At 63.4% G+C, this 16,014-nt stretch carries 14 protein-coding genes; 2 read left to right on the forward strand and 12 right to left on the reverse strand.

Going from position 1 to position 16,014, the window contains the following annotated elements; genetic code table 11:
- Positions 1-87: 87 nt before the first annotated feature.
- The 4 genes from FA04_RS05155 to FA04_RS05170 form a co-directional block, all read right to left on the reverse strand.
- Entirely contained in the window at positions 88-1,317 is a 1,230-nt protein-coding gene (locus tag FA04_RS05155; RefSeq protein ID WP_034795339.1) for a L,D-transpeptidase family protein, read from the reverse strand.
- Between the two features lie 139 nt (positions 1,318-1,456).
- Complete coding sequence (locus tag FA04_RS05160; RefSeq protein WP_034795342.1) at positions 1,457-2,749, reverse strand: DNA polymerase IV; 1,293 nt, start codon at positions 2,747-2,749, stop codon at positions 1,457-1,459.
- A 167-nt stretch (positions 2,750-2,916) separates the two neighbouring features.
- Complete coding sequence (locus tag FA04_RS05165) at positions 2,917-3,558, reverse strand: hypothetical protein (protein ID WP_034795346.1); 642 nt, start codon at positions 3,556-3,558, stop codon at positions 2,917-2,919.
- 2 nt (positions 3,559-3,560) lie between these two features.
- The gene (locus FA04_RS05170) at positions 3,561-3,830 is read right to left on the reverse strand and encodes a DUF3572 domain-containing protein (protein WP_034795349.1); all 270 of its coding nucleotides are present in this window, start codon (positions 3,828-3,830) and stop codon (positions 3,561-3,563) included.
- A gap of 156 nt (positions 3,831-3,986) precedes the next feature.
- On the opposite strand from FA04_RS05170, the gene FA04_RS05175 reads away from it, so the two are divergent.
- On the forward strand, positions 3,987-4,358 hold the full coding sequence (locus FA04_RS05175; protein WP_003537642.1) for a response regulator: 372 nt from the start codon (positions 3,987-3,989) through the stop codon (positions 4,356-4,358).
- Between the two features lie 17 nt (positions 4,359-4,375).
- Complete coding sequence (locus tag FA04_RS05180) at positions 4,376-5,743, forward strand: PleD family two-component system response regulator (protein ID WP_034795354.1); 1,368 nt, start codon at positions 4,376-4,378, stop codon at positions 5,741-5,743.
- 579 nt (positions 5,744-6,322) lie between these two features.
- Here the strand turns inward: FA04_RS05180 and rpmG are convergent.
- The 8 genes from rpmG to plsY form a co-directional block, all read right to left on the reverse strand.
- Positions 6,323-6,490 carry a 50S ribosomal protein L33 gene (rpmG, locus tag FA04_RS05185; protein ID WP_034795357.1) on the reverse strand — a complete coding sequence of 56 codons (168 nt, stop codon included), beginning with the start codon at positions 6,488-6,490 and terminating at the stop codon, positions 6,323-6,325.
- Positions 6,491-6,583: 93 nt separating this feature from the next.
- Entirely contained in the window at positions 6,584-7,768 is a 1,185-nt protein-coding gene (locus FA04_RS05190; RefSeq protein ID WP_034795359.1) for an MFS transporter, read from the reverse strand.
- Between the two features lie 13 nt (positions 7,769-7,781).
- Positions 7,782-8,486, reverse strand: a complete 705-nt coding sequence (locus FA04_RS05195) for an NUDIX hydrolase (RefSeq protein ID WP_034795362.1) — start codon at positions 8,484-8,486, stop codon at positions 7,782-7,784.
- Positions 8,483-8,938: a DUF983 domain-containing protein gene (locus FA04_RS05200; RefSeq protein ID WP_034795645.1), complete on the reverse strand. Its 456-nt coding sequence runs from the start codon at positions 8,936-8,938 to the stop codon at positions 8,483-8,485. The genes FA04_RS05195 and FA04_RS05200 overlap by 4 nt, the downstream gene beginning before the upstream one ends.
- Positions 8,939-8,964: 26 nt before the next feature.
- Complete coding sequence (gene rnr, locus FA04_RS05205; RefSeq protein ID WP_034795365.1) at positions 8,965-11,337, reverse strand: ribonuclease R; 2,373 nt, start codon at positions 11,335-11,337, stop codon at positions 8,965-8,967.
- Between the two features lie 2 nt (positions 11,338-11,339).
- Positions 11,340-14,006, reverse strand: a complete 2,667-nt coding sequence (gene topA, locus FA04_RS05210; RefSeq protein ID WP_034795369.1) for a type I DNA topoisomerase — start codon at positions 14,004-14,006, stop codon at positions 11,340-11,342.
- A 229-nt stretch (positions 14,007-14,235) separates the two neighbouring features.
- Positions 14,236-15,384, reverse strand: a complete 1,149-nt coding sequence (dprA, locus tag FA04_RS05215) for a DNA-processing protein DprA (protein WP_034795371.1) — start codon at positions 15,382-15,384, stop codon at positions 14,236-14,238.
- Complete coding sequence (gene plsY, locus FA04_RS05220; protein WP_034795374.1) at positions 15,384-15,995, reverse strand: glycerol-3-phosphate 1-O-acyltransferase PlsY; 612 nt, start codon at positions 15,993-15,995, stop codon at positions 15,384-15,386. The genes dprA and plsY overlap by 1 nt, the downstream gene beginning before the upstream one ends.
- Between the last annotated feature and the right edge of the window lie 19 nt (positions 15,996-16,014).

The following is a 16,014-nucleotide window of genomic DNA, read 5'->3' on the forward strand; positions in this document are numbered from 1 at the left end:
TTGCAGTGGAGCGGCGATTGAGCCGGCTTGGAACCTATCGACCCGCGGCGGGACGCTCGCCGGGTGCTTGTCTGCCGGTCTCGCAGATCAGTCGCCGGGACGTGTCCGAGTAATGGTGATGAAGTCGGTGCCCTGACCGGTCTCCAACCCGCTTTCCACATCGGCAATCGAGAGCGACGAGCCCTCGGCGAGCAACGCTTCCACGCGCCTGCGCACAACGTCGGAGATCGTCATGCGCGCCAGCGTGCGCTGGATGCCGTTATAGGCGAAGGGATCGGCCTCCGTGGAGATGCCGAGCCGCTTCTTCGTCGAGGCGGGCAGGTGGTCCTCGAGCGAGACGCCGAACCATTTGCCTTCGGCACCTTCTTCTTCATTGTGCCGGAACTGGAGGAAATGCGTTCCGAGCGCCTCTTCCGGCTTGTCGATCGTAAGCCCGGCTTCAAAGAGCGGCTTGAACCCTTGCCGCACGAGGATCTTGCCGTTTTGCGGTGGCGTACGTCCGGCCTTGCGCAGGAGCCGGTCGGTCAGGTCCGGTGTCAGCTTGCCGTCGCCGTCGATGCCTTCGCTTGCCTGGAAGGCACGCAGGGCCGCAATCGTCGCCGGCCCGGCATGGCCGTCGATCGCGCCCGGCGCGTAGCCGAGGAAATCCAGGGACGTCTGAACCTCGCGCATGGTGTCGCGGGTATCGCTGCGGGTGATCAGGATACGGATCGGCTCCTCGGTGGATCGCGCCGAATTGGCGCCGCCGGGCGGCTCCCGCATCGCCACTTCCACCGGCGCATCGCCGGCCTGGCTGATCGCCGGTCTGAGCGGCACGTCGGAAAGCGGCGGCTGGAGATCGATCGGGGCCGGGCGGAAGAGTAGGGCGCTCTTGACCTCCAAGGGCGTTATCTGCCGGTCGGAGATCAGCACGTGCACGCCGCGCTCGGTCAACTTGTAGAGCGAGGCAGCAAATTCGCTCGGCAACCGCACGCAGCCATGGGACGCCGGATAGTCCGGCACATGGTTGGAGCCATGCAGAGCAATGCCCGACCAGGTGAGCCGCTGCATGAACGGCATCGGAGCGTTCGAATAGATGTTCGATTTGTGATGACGCCGCTTTTCCAGGATAGAAAAGATGCCCGATGGCGTCGTGTGGCCCGCCTTGCCGGTCGAGACCGGTGATGTCGCAATGACAGCGTCGCCGTCATAGACGACGAGCGATTGCTGATCTTTCGAGACGATGATCTGCAGCGGCCCGCGACTGCCTGCAAAGCCGGTAGCCGGCGACAAAAGCAGTGCGACGACGCTGGCGGTGAGAGCGAAACGCGATACCATACACTCAACCCAACACGTGACTTGGCGAACAAGCCTAGCCTTCAATCTTTAAGGAATTCATCCTGCTGTGTGGGCTGTCGATCAAGGTTGCGTGATCGCTTTGCGAAGCGTGCCTGCTCGGGCAAGCACGCTTGTGGTCTCATGGATCGCGTTTTCTGGTGCCGAAAGTGTAGCCGGTTTCGACGCTCGCCTTGCCGAATTTGTCGCGCAGCTTGTTGATCGCGTCCTCGGCCGCAGCGCGCCTGGTGGCCGCGGGATCGACGAGATCGGGCGGATCGGCGAGATCCGGGGCGGAGAGATCGCTGACGCCGATGCCGATCAGCCGATACTTCGTTCCGTCCGCCTCTTTTTCGAGAAGCTGCAGGCCGATGCGGAAAATGCGGTCGGCAAGGCGGGTAGGGCTATCCAGGCGCCGATTGCGGGTGCGGATCTTGAAGTCGGCGGTTTTGAGCTTGAGAACGACCGTCTGGCCGGCGAGTTCCGACTTTCGCAGCCGGTGGGCCACTTGCTCGCTGAGGCGCCGCAGATGCGTGACCAGGTCGTCATAGCGCGCGATATCGTCGTTGAACGTCGTCTCTGCGGAAACGCTCTTGGCTTCGCCGTCGATTTCGACCGCTCTCTCGTCGAGCCCGCGCGATAGGCGAAAGAGCCGCTGCCCCATGGTGCCATAGCGCCGCATCAGGTCGCCTTCTTCCATGGTCTGCAATTGCCCGATCGTGCGCACGCCGTCACGCTCCAGCGTGGCGGCAAAGGCCTTGCCGACGCCCCAGATCAGGGTCACCGGCTTCTCGCGCAGGAACTCCAGCGCCTCGGCTTGGCCGATGACGGAAAAGCCGCGCGGCTTTTGCAGGTCGGACGCCACCTTGGCGAGAAACTTGCAATAGGAGAGGCCGACCGAGACGGTGATGCCGACTTCCTGCTCGATCCGGCGGGCGAGCCGCGCAAGCGTGCGTGCCGGTGGATCGTGATGCAGTCGCTCCGTGCCGCTGAGTTCGAGGAAGGCTTCGTCGATCGACAGCGGCTGCACCAGCGGGGTCAGTTCCTGCATCAGCGTGCGCACCTCGCGGCTGACGCGGGCGTATTTCTCCATATTGGGCTTGATGACAATGGCCTGGGGGCAGGCTTCCAGCGCCTTGAACATCGGCATGGCCGAGCGCACGCCGTGAATGCGGGCGACGTAGCAGGCGGTGGAGACCACACCGCGCTTGCCGCCGCCGATGATCACCGGCTTGTCGGCAAGCTCCGGGTTGTCGCGCTTCTCGATCGAGGCATAGAAGGCGTCGCAGTCGATGTGCGCCAGCGTCAGGTCATAGAGCTCCGCATGCCGCAGAATGCGCGGGCTGCCGCAGGCAAGGCAGCGCCGCACCGACGCCGCCTGTTCCTTGAGGCAGTCGCGGCAGAAGCCTGGAGAGTGAGCAGCGCTGTCGGGCATATCGGGAACAAATATTGAACATTGCGACCTTAAGCTCTACTCTAGCGAGTCTCAAGGAGGCGCGATTGGAAATCACAATGCAATTGTCGCCGTTGAAAAGGATCACCGGGCGCGTCTTTCGCAGCGCCGGCGCGGCTGAATTTGCGCCGACGGGCAGCCGATCCGGGCTAGCCGCGGAAGTGCGCGCGAATGGCTGCGGCTGCCTCCGGCCAGTCTGCGACGGCGCGGATGTCGGCGTCGAGCTTCGGCGCGAGCGCCTTGAACTCCGAGTCGGCCATGAGGTTTATCGGCAGGCAGGTCGGCGCGTGATCCTTCACCGATCGCAGGTTGCGAAGCATGTCGTCGATGAAGACGAGGGGGACGGTGCGGCTGCCGTGAAGTTTTTGGACGATCGGCCCCTTCGGCTCTTCGGACGCAAGCAGCGGATAGGGCAGGCCGAGCCGGTCAAGAAGAGCGCGACGAACCGCAGCGTGCTGCGGCGGCATCGCAGTCAGAAAGACGATATCGGCTTCCTCCGACAATGCGGCCAGGGTCTCGACGACCTTGGCGGCGGGCGTTTGCCAACGATCCTGCGAGCCGTAGAAGGTGTCGAGCAGGATCTTGACCTCTGGCTCCGTCACCGGCTGCTCGTCCGCGTGGGTGATGATGTTGCCGGTCAGGCGAAACGATCGGGGCAGGAGGACATGGCCGCAGCTCCCAAGGAACGCTTTGAACGGATTGATGAATTCAAGCACGACATCGTCGATGTCGCTGACGATCAGCGGGCGGTTTCCAAGCGTGATGCGGTGAGCTGTCGGCGCGTTTGCCACCCTCAATCCTCGAAGCCTGCGTGGCCGGAAAGTGCCATATGGGCGCGCACGACGTCTTCAGGCGCCGTACCGGTCGCCGTGCAGAATGCCATCAGGGTCGGCTCATGGTCCATCAGAAAGGCGACGAGCCCGCCCATGAAGCCGGGTTCGGCAATCGCGTTGCGCAACGCCGTTGGGTCCGTGCCGGTCAGCGCCAGAAAGCGGGACAGAAGCTCAGGCTCGCCGGCAAGCCAGGAGAGAATGTCGATGGCGATTTCGTCGGCGCTCTTCAATGGTTTGTCCCCGTATGGTTTTTACGTGCGGAGTTACCTATTTTTCAACCAAATAGGCCTATCTCTGACGTTGAGGAAATGGGTCGAGTCGTCGGCTCCGCACGTTAATTGTCCTGAGGAGACTTGCAAGGTGACGATGGACAGCAAGGGATCGACATGCCCAAACAGGTGATGATTGTTGAGGACAACGAGCTGAACATGAAGCTCTTCCGCGACCTGATTGAGGCCTCCGGCTATGCGACGATCCAGACTCGCAACGGCATGGAGGCGCTCGAGCTCGCGCGCAAGCATCGGCCCGATCTCATTCTCATGGACATCCAGCTGCCGGAGGTTTCCGGTCTGGAAGTGACGAAGTGGCTGAAGGAAGACGACGAGCTACACGTCATCCCGGTCATCGCCGTGACCGCTTTTGCTATGAAGGGGGACGAGGAGCGGATCCGCCAGGGCGGGTGCGAAGCCTATGTCTCCAAGCCGATCTCCGTACCGAAGTTCATTGAGACGATCAAAACCTACCTGGGCGATGCCTGAGCGGCGGGAAAATTGATATGACTGCGCGTATTCTTGTTGTCGATGACGTTCCGGCCAATGTGAAGCTGCTCGAAGCCCGGTTGCTTGCCGAGTACTTCGACGTGCTGACGGCCAGTGACGGTTATGCCGCCCTGGCGCTCTGCGAAAAGACGCCCATCGACCTGGTGCTGCTCGATATCATGATGCCCGGTCTCGATGGTTTCGAAGTCTGCGAACGGCTGAAGGCGAACCCGAAGACGGCACATATCCCGGTTGTCATGGTCACCGCGCTCGACCAGCCTTCTGATCGCGTGCGTGGCCTGAAGGCCGGCGCCGACGATTTCCTGACGAAGCCCGTCAACGATCTGCAGCTGATGTCGCGGGTGAAGAGCTTGGTGCGCCTGAAGAACGTCAGCGATGAGCTGCGCCTGCGGGCCCAGACGGCGCAGACGATCGGGCTTGAAGATGTTGGCCGGGCGGACCGGCCTGACGAGCCCGGCAACGTCCTGCTCGTCGATGGCCGCGGCTCGTCGCAGGAGCGGCTGCAGCGCGCCCTCAAGCCGATTGCCGAGGTCTCGGTCATCTCCGATCCGCAGGCGGCATTGTTCGAGGCGGCGGAGAACAATTTCGACCTCGTCATCGTCAATGCGAATTTCGACGACTACGATCCGCTGCGCCTCTGCTCGCAGTTGCGCTCCCTGGAGCGCACCCGGTTCATCCCTATCCTGCTGATCGCCGAGCAGGGCAGCGACGAGTTGGTCGTCCGCGCGCTCGATCTGGGCGTGACGGACTATCTGATGCGGCCGGTCGATCCGAATGAACTGATTGCCCGGTCGATGACCCAGATCCGGCGCAAGCACTGCAATGACAGGCTGCGGTCGAGCGTGCAGCAAACCATCGAGCTTGCCGTCACCGACGGCCTCACCGGGCTGCATAACCGGCGCTATTTCGACACGCACCTGAAACTGCTGATGGATCGGGCTGCTGCGCGCGGTCGGCCGCTGTCCATCTGCATGACCGATATCGACCGCTTCAAGCAGGTTAACGACACCTACGGCCATGACGTTGGCGACGAAGTCTTGCGGGAATTCGCCAATCGCATCCGCACGACGGTGCGGGGTGCCGACCTTGCCTGCCGGTTCGGCGGTGAAGAGTTCATCGTGGTGATGCCGGATACGTCAGCCGAAATGGCGGCCGGTGTCGCCGAGCGTCTGCGCACGATCATCGAAAGCCTGCCATTTGCGATCCCGCAGGCGGACGGCCCCCTGAAGGTCACCGCGTCCATGGGGATTGCCACGCTCAGGCCCGGCAGCGACACGGCCGAAGCGCTGCTGAAGCGCGCCGATATGGCGCTCTATCAGGCCAAGCACGAAGGCCGAAATCGGGTGGTGGCAGCCGCCGCCTGAGCTGCGCCTCCTGCGTTTCTGGCCTCAAAGCACCCCAGGGAATTTCTTTGCCCGCCTCTTGCGGCCTGCATTCAAAGTTGTATTCTCGCGTCACCTGTTGCTACCGGGGAGTTTGGGTGGCAGCAGAGATCATGCAGTGTGCCTGTCCAGGTCTGATACAGAATTAACCATGCGCCGAGCGGCACCGCTCCGCGCATTAAGAATTCGTTGATTTTTTTTTATTTTCAGGTGATGCTCATGAAAGAGGGGGCATCCAGCCTTCTGCGATATTCGTTACCCCATGATGCTCAGGTCCGCCGCATCTCCTGGGTCGTGGGGTCGGTCGGTTGGCTTTTGGCGTCCGCGGAATCCTCGTGCCGCAGTCAGAGGCCAGCCGACCCCCTTTCCGACACGCCGTCCCGCCTTCGGGGCGGCGTTTTGATTCTGGGGGAATAGCAGGGGCGGGCGAGCCGTTTCCTCCCCCTGGCGTGGAACCCGTTTCACTCAGCGCCTACGCTAGATGCTCAAGGCATTGGCCTAAAAAGGAAAGGGCGCCTGACCTTGCGGTCGGCGCCCTTCAATTCCCGAAAACCGGCGATCTTACTTGATCTTGGTTTCCTTGAATTCGACGTGCTTCTTGACGACCGGGTCGTACTTGGTCTTCGTCATCTTTTCCGTCATCGTACGGCTGTTCTTGGTCGTGACGTAGAAGAAACCCGTGTCGGCTGTCGAAAGCAGCTTGATCTTGATGGTGGTGGCTTTTGCCATGGTCGTCCTGCCTTTGTAACAATGAAAGCCGTGGACAACCGGTTGCGGGCCACGGGCAAGGTTGGCGCGAAACTACAAATCGCGGCCGAAAAGTCAAGACCGTTTTGGTTTCAAAACGATCCTGACCACCGAAAGCGCGACATAGAGACCGAAAAAGCCGGCGATCGCCCAGGCAAAACCGTTGTTGCCGGTGGCGTCCATTGCCGCGCCGATCGCCTGCGGTCCAGCGACGGTACCGACGGCGTAGGAAAACACGAAGGCCGCGTTGGCGGCGGCGAGATCCGCGCCCTGAAGCCGTGAGCCCAGGTGGCTGAGGCCGACCGTGTAGAGGCCGGAGACACAGCCGCCCCAGAACAACAGCACAATTGCCATCAGGAACCAGCTCTCGACCAACAGCGGCAGGAACAGCGCGCCGATAAGACCGATCAGCGTCATCGCAGAGAGCAGTGTGCGCCGGTCTTTGACCCTGTCGGAGAGCATGCCGACCGGGATCTGGAAGATGAAATTGCCGACCCCCATGACCGTTAGCAGAAGCGCTGCCTGCGATTCGCTGAAACCGGACCGCGTCCCGAAGATGAGGAACAGCGAGAGACCGCCTGATTCGACCGCGCCGAATATGAAGACGGCAGCCGTTGCCGTGGGCACGAGGAAGACGTAGCGCAGGAAATGCCGCTCGGGCTTCTCGTCGATGACGGGGCTTTCGTCGCGTGCGAGGAAAATCGGCACGGATGCCAGGAGGATGACGCCGGCGCCGACGAGGAAGGGCAGGAGGCCTTCGCTGCCGAGGATCGAAAACAGCAGCGGGCCGGTCAGGAACCCAAGCGACAGGAATGTGCCGTAGATCCCCAGCACGAAACCGCGCTTGCTCGGCGGGGCCGTCGCGTTGATCCAGAACTCGGAAAGAATGAAGAGGACGGTGATCGCTCCGTGGAAAACGATTCGGAGCGGGAACCAGAGCCAGAAATTGGTGATGTAATAGAAGCCGAGCGCGCTGGTGGCCGCGATTAGCACGGCCCATAGCATCGTTGGCGCTACGCCATGCCGGTGGGCGAACTTCGTCGTGAAGGGGGCAGCCACCATCGATGCCAGGCCCGCCATGGCGGAATTCAAGCCGATGAGGGTCGAGGAAATTCCGCGCTTCTCCATGATGATGGATAGCAGCGGCAGGCCGAGGCCGATGGCGATGCCGACCGCGCTGATGGCAGCAACGGCCGCGATCAGCGACCGCCAGTGAATTTCCTCAACCGGTGCAGCCGTACCGGGCGATGGCTGTGACATCTGACGCGGATCCTTAGAGCAATGTGCGCACGAAGCGCCCATGGCGCGAGGTATAGAGTGGAACCGGTCGTTCGCAGGGCAGCGAAGGATCGGCGTCCAGTCCGTTCCTGAGGTCCGCGAGGATGACCGCGGTGATGTCAGGTATCCGTAGCGACGGAGTAACGTTCACATCGATCCACTGCAAATCCTGAAGCTCCCGACTGTCCAGGAACCGCGTGGGATCGATTTCGGCCTCGTCGGCGAACACGGCGAAGAAGCGCGTATCGAACCGCCTCGTGTTGCCTGGAGGGGTGATGGCCCGAGCCATATAGCGCAACTTTGCAAGATCGGGAAGAAAGGGAACGGGAGCTTCGGCCGAAGGAAGCGGCGCGCCTATGGCGATGCCGGCTTCCTCGTAAAGTTCACGCAGGGCGGCAAGCGCGAGCGCGCGCGCCCGGGTATCCGACAGTCCGCGCGCGCCGGCCACCTTCAGCGTTCGCAGGACGGAGGGATGGAGATCGGAGCCGAAGCCAATTCGATGATCGCCGGTATCGCGGCGTCCGCCGGGGAACACATAGAGATCCGGCATGAAGGCGTGCGCACTGTGGCGCCGCCCCATAAGCACACGCACGCGGCCGCCAACGCGATCGAGCAGCATGATCGAAGCGGCATCCCGGGGCCGCATGGTCGCGGGACGCGGAGGCTTGGGTTCGTTGCCCGTCTCCCGCGCCGGCCTCATGCCCGTTCGTCTCTCGGGGGCAACACGTCCTCAGGCGCATCTTCGTGTCCGCCGAAGCCATGCATCTTCAGCGCCCATTGCAGGCCGATGACGGCGCCTTTTACAGGCTGCAGCAGCGCCAGCGAACTGATGACGGTGATCGGTGCCCAGATGGCGAGATGCTGCCAGCTGTTGAGCGGAAGGATGAGGTCGGTCGCCATGTAGCCGGCAAGCACGAGGTGGCCGACGATCGTGACGACGATATAGGGCGGGAAGTCGTCGGCGCGGTGGTGGTCCATGCGCTCGCCGCAGGCCGCGCACGTCTCAACCGACTTGAGGTAGCTGCGAAACAGCTTGCCGCTGCCGCACGCTGGACAGCGGCCGAGAAAGCCGCGTTTCATCGAAAGACCAACGGAGCGCTCGTCGCTTTTGGACCCGCCCAGATGAAGTGTTTCGCCTGACGCCGCTTTCATGTGCATTCCTCTGTCCTATCGGGACCCTATCGCCGGCCGCGCGGCGGCCGTGTCCCCGGCTTCTTCCGGGCGCCGGTGCGATCCCTGCGACCGGACTTGTGGAAGGAGCGCGTTGCCGTCGGCATCTTGCGTCCTTCGCTGATCATCTCGAAGCGGAGCGCACCGGCAAGCGGCACGGCCTCGACGAGCTTGACGCGTACCGGATCGCCCAGGCGATAGCCGAGCCCGGTCTTCTCGCCGGAAAGCGCCTGATGCGCCTCATCGTAGATGAAGTAGTCGCGTCCAAGTGTTGATATCGGAACGAAGCCGTCGGCGCCATAGGCCGGCAGGGTGACAAAGAGTCCCGCCTTGGTGACACCGGAAACGCGGCCGTCGAATTCCTCCCCGACGCGACCGTTGAGATGATGCGCGATCAGTCGGTCCACCGTGTCGCGCTCGGCCGCCATGGCACGGCGCTCGAAAGTCGAGATCTCGGCGGCGATGTCGTCGAGTACGGCCTCTTCCTGCGGTGTCAGCCCGCCTTCGCCAAGGCCGAGCGAGGCAACCAGCGCCCGGTGCACGATCAGGTCGGCATAGCGCCGGATCGGAGAGGTGAAATGCGCGTACTTCAAGAGGTTGAGGCCGAAGTGCCCGATGTTCTCGGGGCTGTAGATCGCCTGGCTCTGCGAGCGCAGCACCATCTCGTTGACCATGGTTTCGAAGGGCTTGCCTTCGGCCTTGGCGAGGATGCCGTTGAAGTGGTTCGAGCGCATGTTCCCGCCCTTGACGAGCGAGATGTCGAGCGTCGCCAGGAATTCACGCAGGCTTTCCTGCTTGGCAAGCGAGGGCTGGTCGTGGACGCGGTAGATCAGCACCTGGCGCTTCTGCTCCAGCGTCTCGGCGGCGGCAACGTTCGCCTGGATCATCATTTCCTCGATCAGCTTGTGCGCGTCGAGGCGTTCGGGAACGAAGACACGGTCGACCGTACCGTCGGGTTTCAGGATGATTTTGCGCTCGGGCATGTTGAGCTCGAGCGGCTGGCGCCGGTCGCGGCCGCGCGTGAGGATGCGATAGCCTTCCCAGAGTGGCTTCAGGATCGTCTCGAGGATCGGCCCGGTCTTGTCGTCCGGATTGCCGTCGATCGCTGCCTGCGCCTGCTGGTAGGAGAGCTTTGCCGCACTCTTCATCATGATGCGATGGAAGGTATGGCCGGCCTTCCGGCCTTCCTTGGAGAAGCGCATGCGCACGGCAAGCGCCGGGCGATCGACGCCTTCCTTGAGCGAGCAGAGGTCGTTGGAGATGCGCTCGGGCAGCATCGGCACGACCCGATCGGGAAAGTAGACCGAGTTGCCGCGCTTCAGCGCTTCAAGGTCCAGAGCGGACTTCGGACGCACGTAGTAGGAGACGTCGGCAATCGCCACCGTGACGATGACGCCGCCGGGATTGTCCTCGGACGGATCCGGCTCCGCATAAACGGCGTCGTCATGGTCCTTGGCGTCGGCCGGATCGATGGTGATCAGCGGCAGCGTGCGCCAGTCCTCGCGGTGCGCCATGGTGGCGGGGCCCGCGGCGTTCGCCTCCTCGATCACCCGTTCCGGGAAAACGTGGGGAATGCCGTGGGCATGGATGGCGATCATCGAGATCGCCTTCTCCGAGGCGACCGAACCGATGACGGTCTGCACCTGCGCGCGCGGCAGACCGTAGCGGCCGAGACGCGACAGCTGCACCTCGACCAGATCGCCGTCCTCAGCGTTGCCGGTGAACTCCGGATCAACAAGTATTTCCTCGCCGCGCTTTTCGATCGGCATCAGGCGGCCACCGCCGCCGGGCGTCGAGCGGAAGACGCCGAGCACGGCATCCTTGCGCTTGTCCAGCACCTTGATGATGCGCGCCGTATAGGCCGGGCCGCCCCGTTCCTTGGCCGGGAAGATCTTGGCGAGAACGCGGTCGCCGAGACCGCCGACCGGAGCCTTGCCCTTACCCTTGGCGACGACGGATTGCTTGATCAGCACCGCCGGCGCGACGCCGTCGTCGTCGAGCCATTCGGCCGGGCGGCCGATCAGCTCGCCATCGACATCGCGGATGGTGATGTCGAGCACGGTCACCGGGGGCAGGGAGCCCGGACGCACCAGCGACTTGCGCTTCTTTTCGACCAGGCCGTCGACTTCCAGCGACTTCAGCAGGGCCTTGAGTTCGACACGGGTCTCGCCCTTCAGGCCGAAAGCCTTGGCGATTTCGCGCTTGGAGGCGCGGTCCGGGTTTTCAGCGATGAAGCGCATCAGCACGTCACGCGGCGGGACCGCGCCGTGGATGATCGGCTCGCTTGGCTGGGCCGATCCGGCCTTTGCCGCGCGAGCAGGCTTCTTGCCCTGGCTTCTCTTGCCGGACTGTTCGGTCGGGTCGCGCGGTATTCTGGTCAAGATCAGTCCTTCTTGGCCTTGGCGGCCGTCTTTGTTTTGCTCTTGGCGGGCGCCTTGGCCTTAGCCTTGGTCGCCTTGGCGCCGTCCTCGGACTTCGCCGCTACCTTGGTCGTCTTGGCCTTGGTTGCCTTCCCCTTGGCCGTTCCGCCCTTGGCAGCACGCTCCGAGATCAGCACAAGTGCCTCCTCGACCGTCACCGACTGCGGATCCTTGCCCTTCGGCAGGGTGGCGTTGACCTTGCCCCAGTTGACGTAGGGGCCGTAGCGACCGTCACGAACGGTGATCGGGCCACCGTCGGGATGGTCACCGAGTTCCTTGAGCGACGCGGCAGCGGTGCGGCCCCGGCCGGCACCGGCCTTCGACTGTTTGTCGGCGAGAACCGAGACGGCGCGATTGAGGCCGATCGAGAAGACGTCCTCGATCGATTCGAGGTTGGCATAAGTGCCGTCGTGCAGCACGAACGGTCCGTAGCGGCCAAGCCCGGTTGAGATCATCTTGCCGGATTCCGGATGGGCACCGATATCGCGCGGCAGCGACAGCAGCGCTACCGCCTTCTCATGGTCGATCGTCGACGGCGTCCAGCCCTTCGGCAGGCTCGAGCGCTTGGCTTCCTTGCCGTCGCCACGCTGGACATAGGGGCCGAAGCGGCCGCTCCTGAGCGTGATTTCCTCGCCGGTATGCGGATCCTTGCCGAGCGCCTGCGGTTCGTTCGAGACCGCCGCCTCCTCGCCGTTGCTGTCGGAGGAAAGCTGGCGGGTGAAGTTGCACTCCGGATAGTTCGAGCAACCGACGAAGGCGCCGTACTTGCCGAGCTTCAGCGACAGCTTGCCGGTGCCGCAGACCTGGCAGATGCGCGGATCGCCGCCGTCCTCGCGCTTGGGGAAGACCAGCGGCGCCAGTTCCTCGTTCAGCGCGTCGAGCACGTTCGTGACGCGCAGTTCCTTGGTTTCCTCGATCTGGGCGAAGAAATCCTTCCAGAAGTCGCGAAGCACGTCTTTCCAGTTGACCTCGCCGGCGGAGACCTGGTCGAGCTTTTCTTCGAGCGACGCGGTGAAGTCGTAACCGACATAGCGTGTGAAGAAGCTTTCCAGGAACGCCGTCACCAGCCGTCCCTTGGCCTGGGGGATGAGCTTGCGCTTGTCGTTGGTGATGTAGTCGCGATCGAGCAGGGTCGTGACGGTGGCGGCATAGGTGGAGGGACGGCCGATGCCGAGCTCTTCCATCTTCTTGATCAGGCTTGCTTCGGAATAGCGCGGCGGCGGCTCAGTGAAATGCTGCGAGGCATTGATCTTCTGCTTGGCGAGGTTTTCGCGCGCATTGATCTCCGGCAGGCGGCCATCCTCGTCGCCGTCATCAGTCTGTTCGCCGTCTTCCTTGGCATCCGTATAGGCAGCGATGAAGCCGTCGAAGCGGATAACCGAGCCGGTGGCGCGCAGACCGGCCTTCTGGCCGCCATTGTCCGCAGTGATTTCCGCGGTCGTACGCTCGATCTCGGCCGATGCCATCTGGCTGGCGATGCCGCGCTTCCAGACGAGGTCGTATAGCCTGAGCATGTCGCCATCGAGGAAACGGCGAACCTGGTCCGGCGTCCGGTTGAAATCGGTCGGGCGGATGGCCTCGTGCGCTTCCTGGGCATTCTTCGCCTTGGTCGAATAGAAGCGCGGCTTTTCCGGTAGATAGCGGTCGCCGAACTGGCTGGCGATCGCAAGGCGCGAGGCTTCGATCGCTTCCGGCGCCATCTGCACGCCGTCGGTACGCATATAGGTGATCAAACCGACCGTCTCGCCGCCGATGTCGACGCCTTCATAGAGCTTCTGCGCGACCTGCATGGTGCGCGAAGCGGAGAAGCCGAGCTTGGAGGAGGCGGCCTGCTGCAGTGTCGAGGTGGTGAAGGGCGGCGACGGGTTGCGCTTGACCGGCTTTGCTTCGATGCTATCGACCACATAGGCGGCGCCATCGAGCAGGGTCTTGAGACGATTTGCTTCTTCGCCGTTGCCGACAGCCTTCGGCGCAAGACGCTTGCCATCGGCCGAAACGAGACGCGCCTCGAACTCGTCGCCGCGCGGCGTCTTCAAGAGCGCCGAGATGTTCCAGTACTCCTCGGAGATGAAGCGCTCGATCTCGTTTTCACGATCGCAGACGAGGCGCAGCGTCACCGACTGCACGCGGCCAGCCGAGCGGGCGCCCGGCAGCTTGCGCCAGAGCACCGGCGAGAGGTTGAAACCGACGAGATAGTCGAGTGCGCGGCGCGCCAGGTAAGCGTCGACCAGCGAGGTGTCGATGTCGCGCGGATGAGCGATCGCTTCGAGAACGGCCTTTTTCGTGATGGCGTTGAAGGCCACGCGCTTGACCGGCTTGTCGCCGAGCACCTTCTTCTTCTTCAGAAGGTCAAGTACGTGCCAGGAAATCGCTTCACCTTCGCGATCCGGGTCGGTTGCGAGAATGAGGCCGTCAGCGGATTTGACCGCGTCGGCGATGTCCTTCATGCGTTTCGCCGAGGCACTGTCGACTTCCCAGGACATCTCGAAGTCTTCGTCCGGACGGACCGAACCGTCCTTCGCCGGCAGGTCGCGCACGTGACCAAACGAAGCCAGTACCTTGTAGCCGGGGCCCAGGTACTTGTTGATCGTCTTTGCCTTGGAAGGCGATTCCACCACTACAACATTCATCGTCATTTTCTGAGACAACCGGTCCTGGTTCGGCGTCAGCGCCGTTTGCGCCGTACTTCGCCTGATATCGACGCCCCGAAATGGACAGGGATTCGAACGGGGTCAAGGGGGTTCGCCCAAAATAACGAAGAGAGGCCAGTGGGCGAACCATGCGGAAACACGCTGAATCTGCGATCTGAAACGCGTGATTGGTCCCGCTGGCGTGCCCGCCTGTGGCTGTGGCTTGTCATCATTCGGGCGTCGCGAGCGACACGAGGCCGCCAGCATGGCGATCAAGCCGACCGGCCAGATCAAGTTCCAGCAGAAGCAGATAGACCTGAGCCGGCGAAAGCCCGGCGTGGCGGACGATATCGTCGATCTCGACCGGCGTCGGGCCGAGCGCGGTGCTAACCGCGACGCGGTCTCTGTCGCTCGCGCTCACCGGAACACCAGCCCGCGCCTGACCATCCGGTTCCCGCACGCCCGGCAGCGGCAGCTCCAGCTGGCTGAGTGGCGCCAGCGCCTCGATCACGTCATCCGGGCCGGTCGTGACGATCGCGCCCTGTTTCAGGAGATCGTTGGTGCCATGGCAGCGCGGATCGAGCGGCGAGCCGGGAACCGCAAAAACGAGCCGGCCGAAATCGGCGGCGTAGCGCGCGGTGATGAGCGAGCCGGAGCGGTGCGCGGCCTCGACGATCGCAACGCCGAGGCTGATGCCGGCGATCAGCCGGTTGCGGCGCGGAAAGTCGCGCGCCCGTGGCTCCCAGCCGAAAGGCATTTCGCTGATCGCGAGGCCCCGACCGGCCGTGATTTCTTCGAGCAGGCCGACGTTCTCGGGCGGATAGGGGCGGTCGAGACCGCCGGCAAGGGCGGCGATCGTGCCGGTCTCGAGACTGGCACGATGGGCGGCCGTATCGATGCCACGCGCGAGGCCCGAGGTCACGACATAACCGGCGCGGCCGGCGTCGAGCGCAATCATCGCCGCAAACTTTGCGCCGCTGACCGACGCATTGCGCGAGCCGACAATGCCGAGCGACGGGCGGCCAGCCGCGCTGAGATCGCCTTTCATCGCGAGCAGAGGGGGAGCACCGTCGATCTGCCGCAGCGCCGAGGGATAAGCCGCTTCGCCGATGCCGACGAAAACGGCGCCGTGGCGTCGGGCAGCTTCGAGTTCCCGTTCGACCTCGCTTACGGAAGCCACACGATAGGTCTGCCTGGTTCCACCGCGCCGCGACAGTTCAGGCAAGGCGTCGAGCGCGTTGTCAGCGGTGCCGAAATGGTTGATCAGGTCGCGGAAGGCGATGGGGCCGACATTGTCGCTGCGAATGAGCCGGAGCCAGGATATCTTCTGTCGTTCGGTCAGCGCCACTCCGTTTCGTCCTGCGCTGGCGTCAGACATTATCCCTTGTCTCCGATCTTGCTTTCCGTGCCGGCGAGCAGCCGCCGAATGTTGGCGCGGTGCTTCACCCAGGTGATGACCGTCATGGCGGTAAAGAGGAGGGCGACCTTCTCGTTGCCTGCCGCGTAAAGTAGAACCGGAATGATAGCCGTTGCAACCAGGGCGGACAATGAGGAGTAGCGGCTGATTTTCGCCATGCCGAGCCAGATGACCGCGAAGGCAAGCACCATGAGGGGAGCAAGGCCGAGCAGGACGCCGATATAGGTGGCGACACCCTTGCCGCCCTTGAAGCCAAGCCAGACCGGGTAGAGATGGCCAATGAAGGCGGCAAAGCCCGCGGCGATTCCCGCCTCGACGCCCCAGTAGGATGCGATGAACGCTGCGGCGGAGCCTTTCAGGGCATCGAGCAACAGCGTTGCGGCAGCAAGCTTCTTGTTGCCGGTTCGCAGCACATTGGTCGCGCCGATATTGCCCGAGCCGATCTTGCGTACGTCGCCGAGCCCGGCCATGCGCGTCAGGATCAGTCCGAACGGGATCGAGCCAAGCAGATAGCCGAAGGCAAGGCTTAAGAGCGTAAAGGGCAGCCCAAGCTGCCAGGACAATAGATCCACCGGTTCCCCTCCCGCGCGA

The organism is Ensifer adhaerens, from assembly GCF_000697965.2.
GTDB lineage: Bacteria > Pseudomonadota > Alphaproteobacteria > Rhizobiales > Rhizobiaceae > Ensifer > Ensifer adhaerens.

Excerpts from the sequence above, each read along its gene's own strand:
- rpmG (WP_034795357.1), bottom strand. The coding sequence starts at position 6,490 with ATGGCAAAAGCCACCACCATCAAGATCAAGCTGCTTTCGACAGCCGAC.
- FA04_RS05200 (WP_034795645.1), bottom strand. The coding sequence starts at position 8,938 with ATGAAAGCGGCGTCAGGCGAAACACTTCATCTGGGCGGGTCCAAAAGC.
- FA04_RS05195 (WP_034795362.1), bottom strand. The coding sequence starts at position 8,486 with ATGAGGCCGGCGCGGGAGACGGGCAACGAACCCAAGCCTCCGCGTCCC.
- FA04_RS05155 (WP_034795339.1), bottom strand. The coding sequence starts at position 1,317 with ATGGTATCGCGTTTCGCTCTCACCGCCAGCGTCGTCGCACTGCTTTTG.
- FA04_RS05175 (WP_003537642.1), top strand. The coding sequence starts at position 3,987 with ATGCCCAAACAGGTGATGATTGTTGAGGACAACGAGCTGAACATGAAG.
- FA04_RS05180 (WP_034795354.1), top strand. The coding sequence starts at position 4,376 with ATGACTGCGCGTATTCTTGTTGTCGATGACGTTCCGGCCAATGTGAAG.
- FA04_RS05190 (WP_034795359.1), bottom strand. The coding sequence starts at position 7,768 with ATGTCACAGCCATCGCCCGGTACGGCTGCACCGGTTGAGGAAATTCAC.
- FA04_RS05160 (WP_034795342.1), bottom strand. The coding sequence starts at position 2,749 with ATGCCCGACAGCGCTGCTCACTCTCCAGGCTTCTGCCGCGACTGCCTC.
- dprA (WP_034795371.1), bottom strand. The coding sequence starts at position 15,384 with ATGTCTGACGCCAGCGCAGGACGAAACGGAGTGGCGCTGACCGAACGA.
- topA (WP_034795369.1), bottom strand. The coding sequence starts at position 14,006 with ATGAATGTTGTAGTGGTGGAATCGCCTTCCAAGGCAAAGACGATCAAC.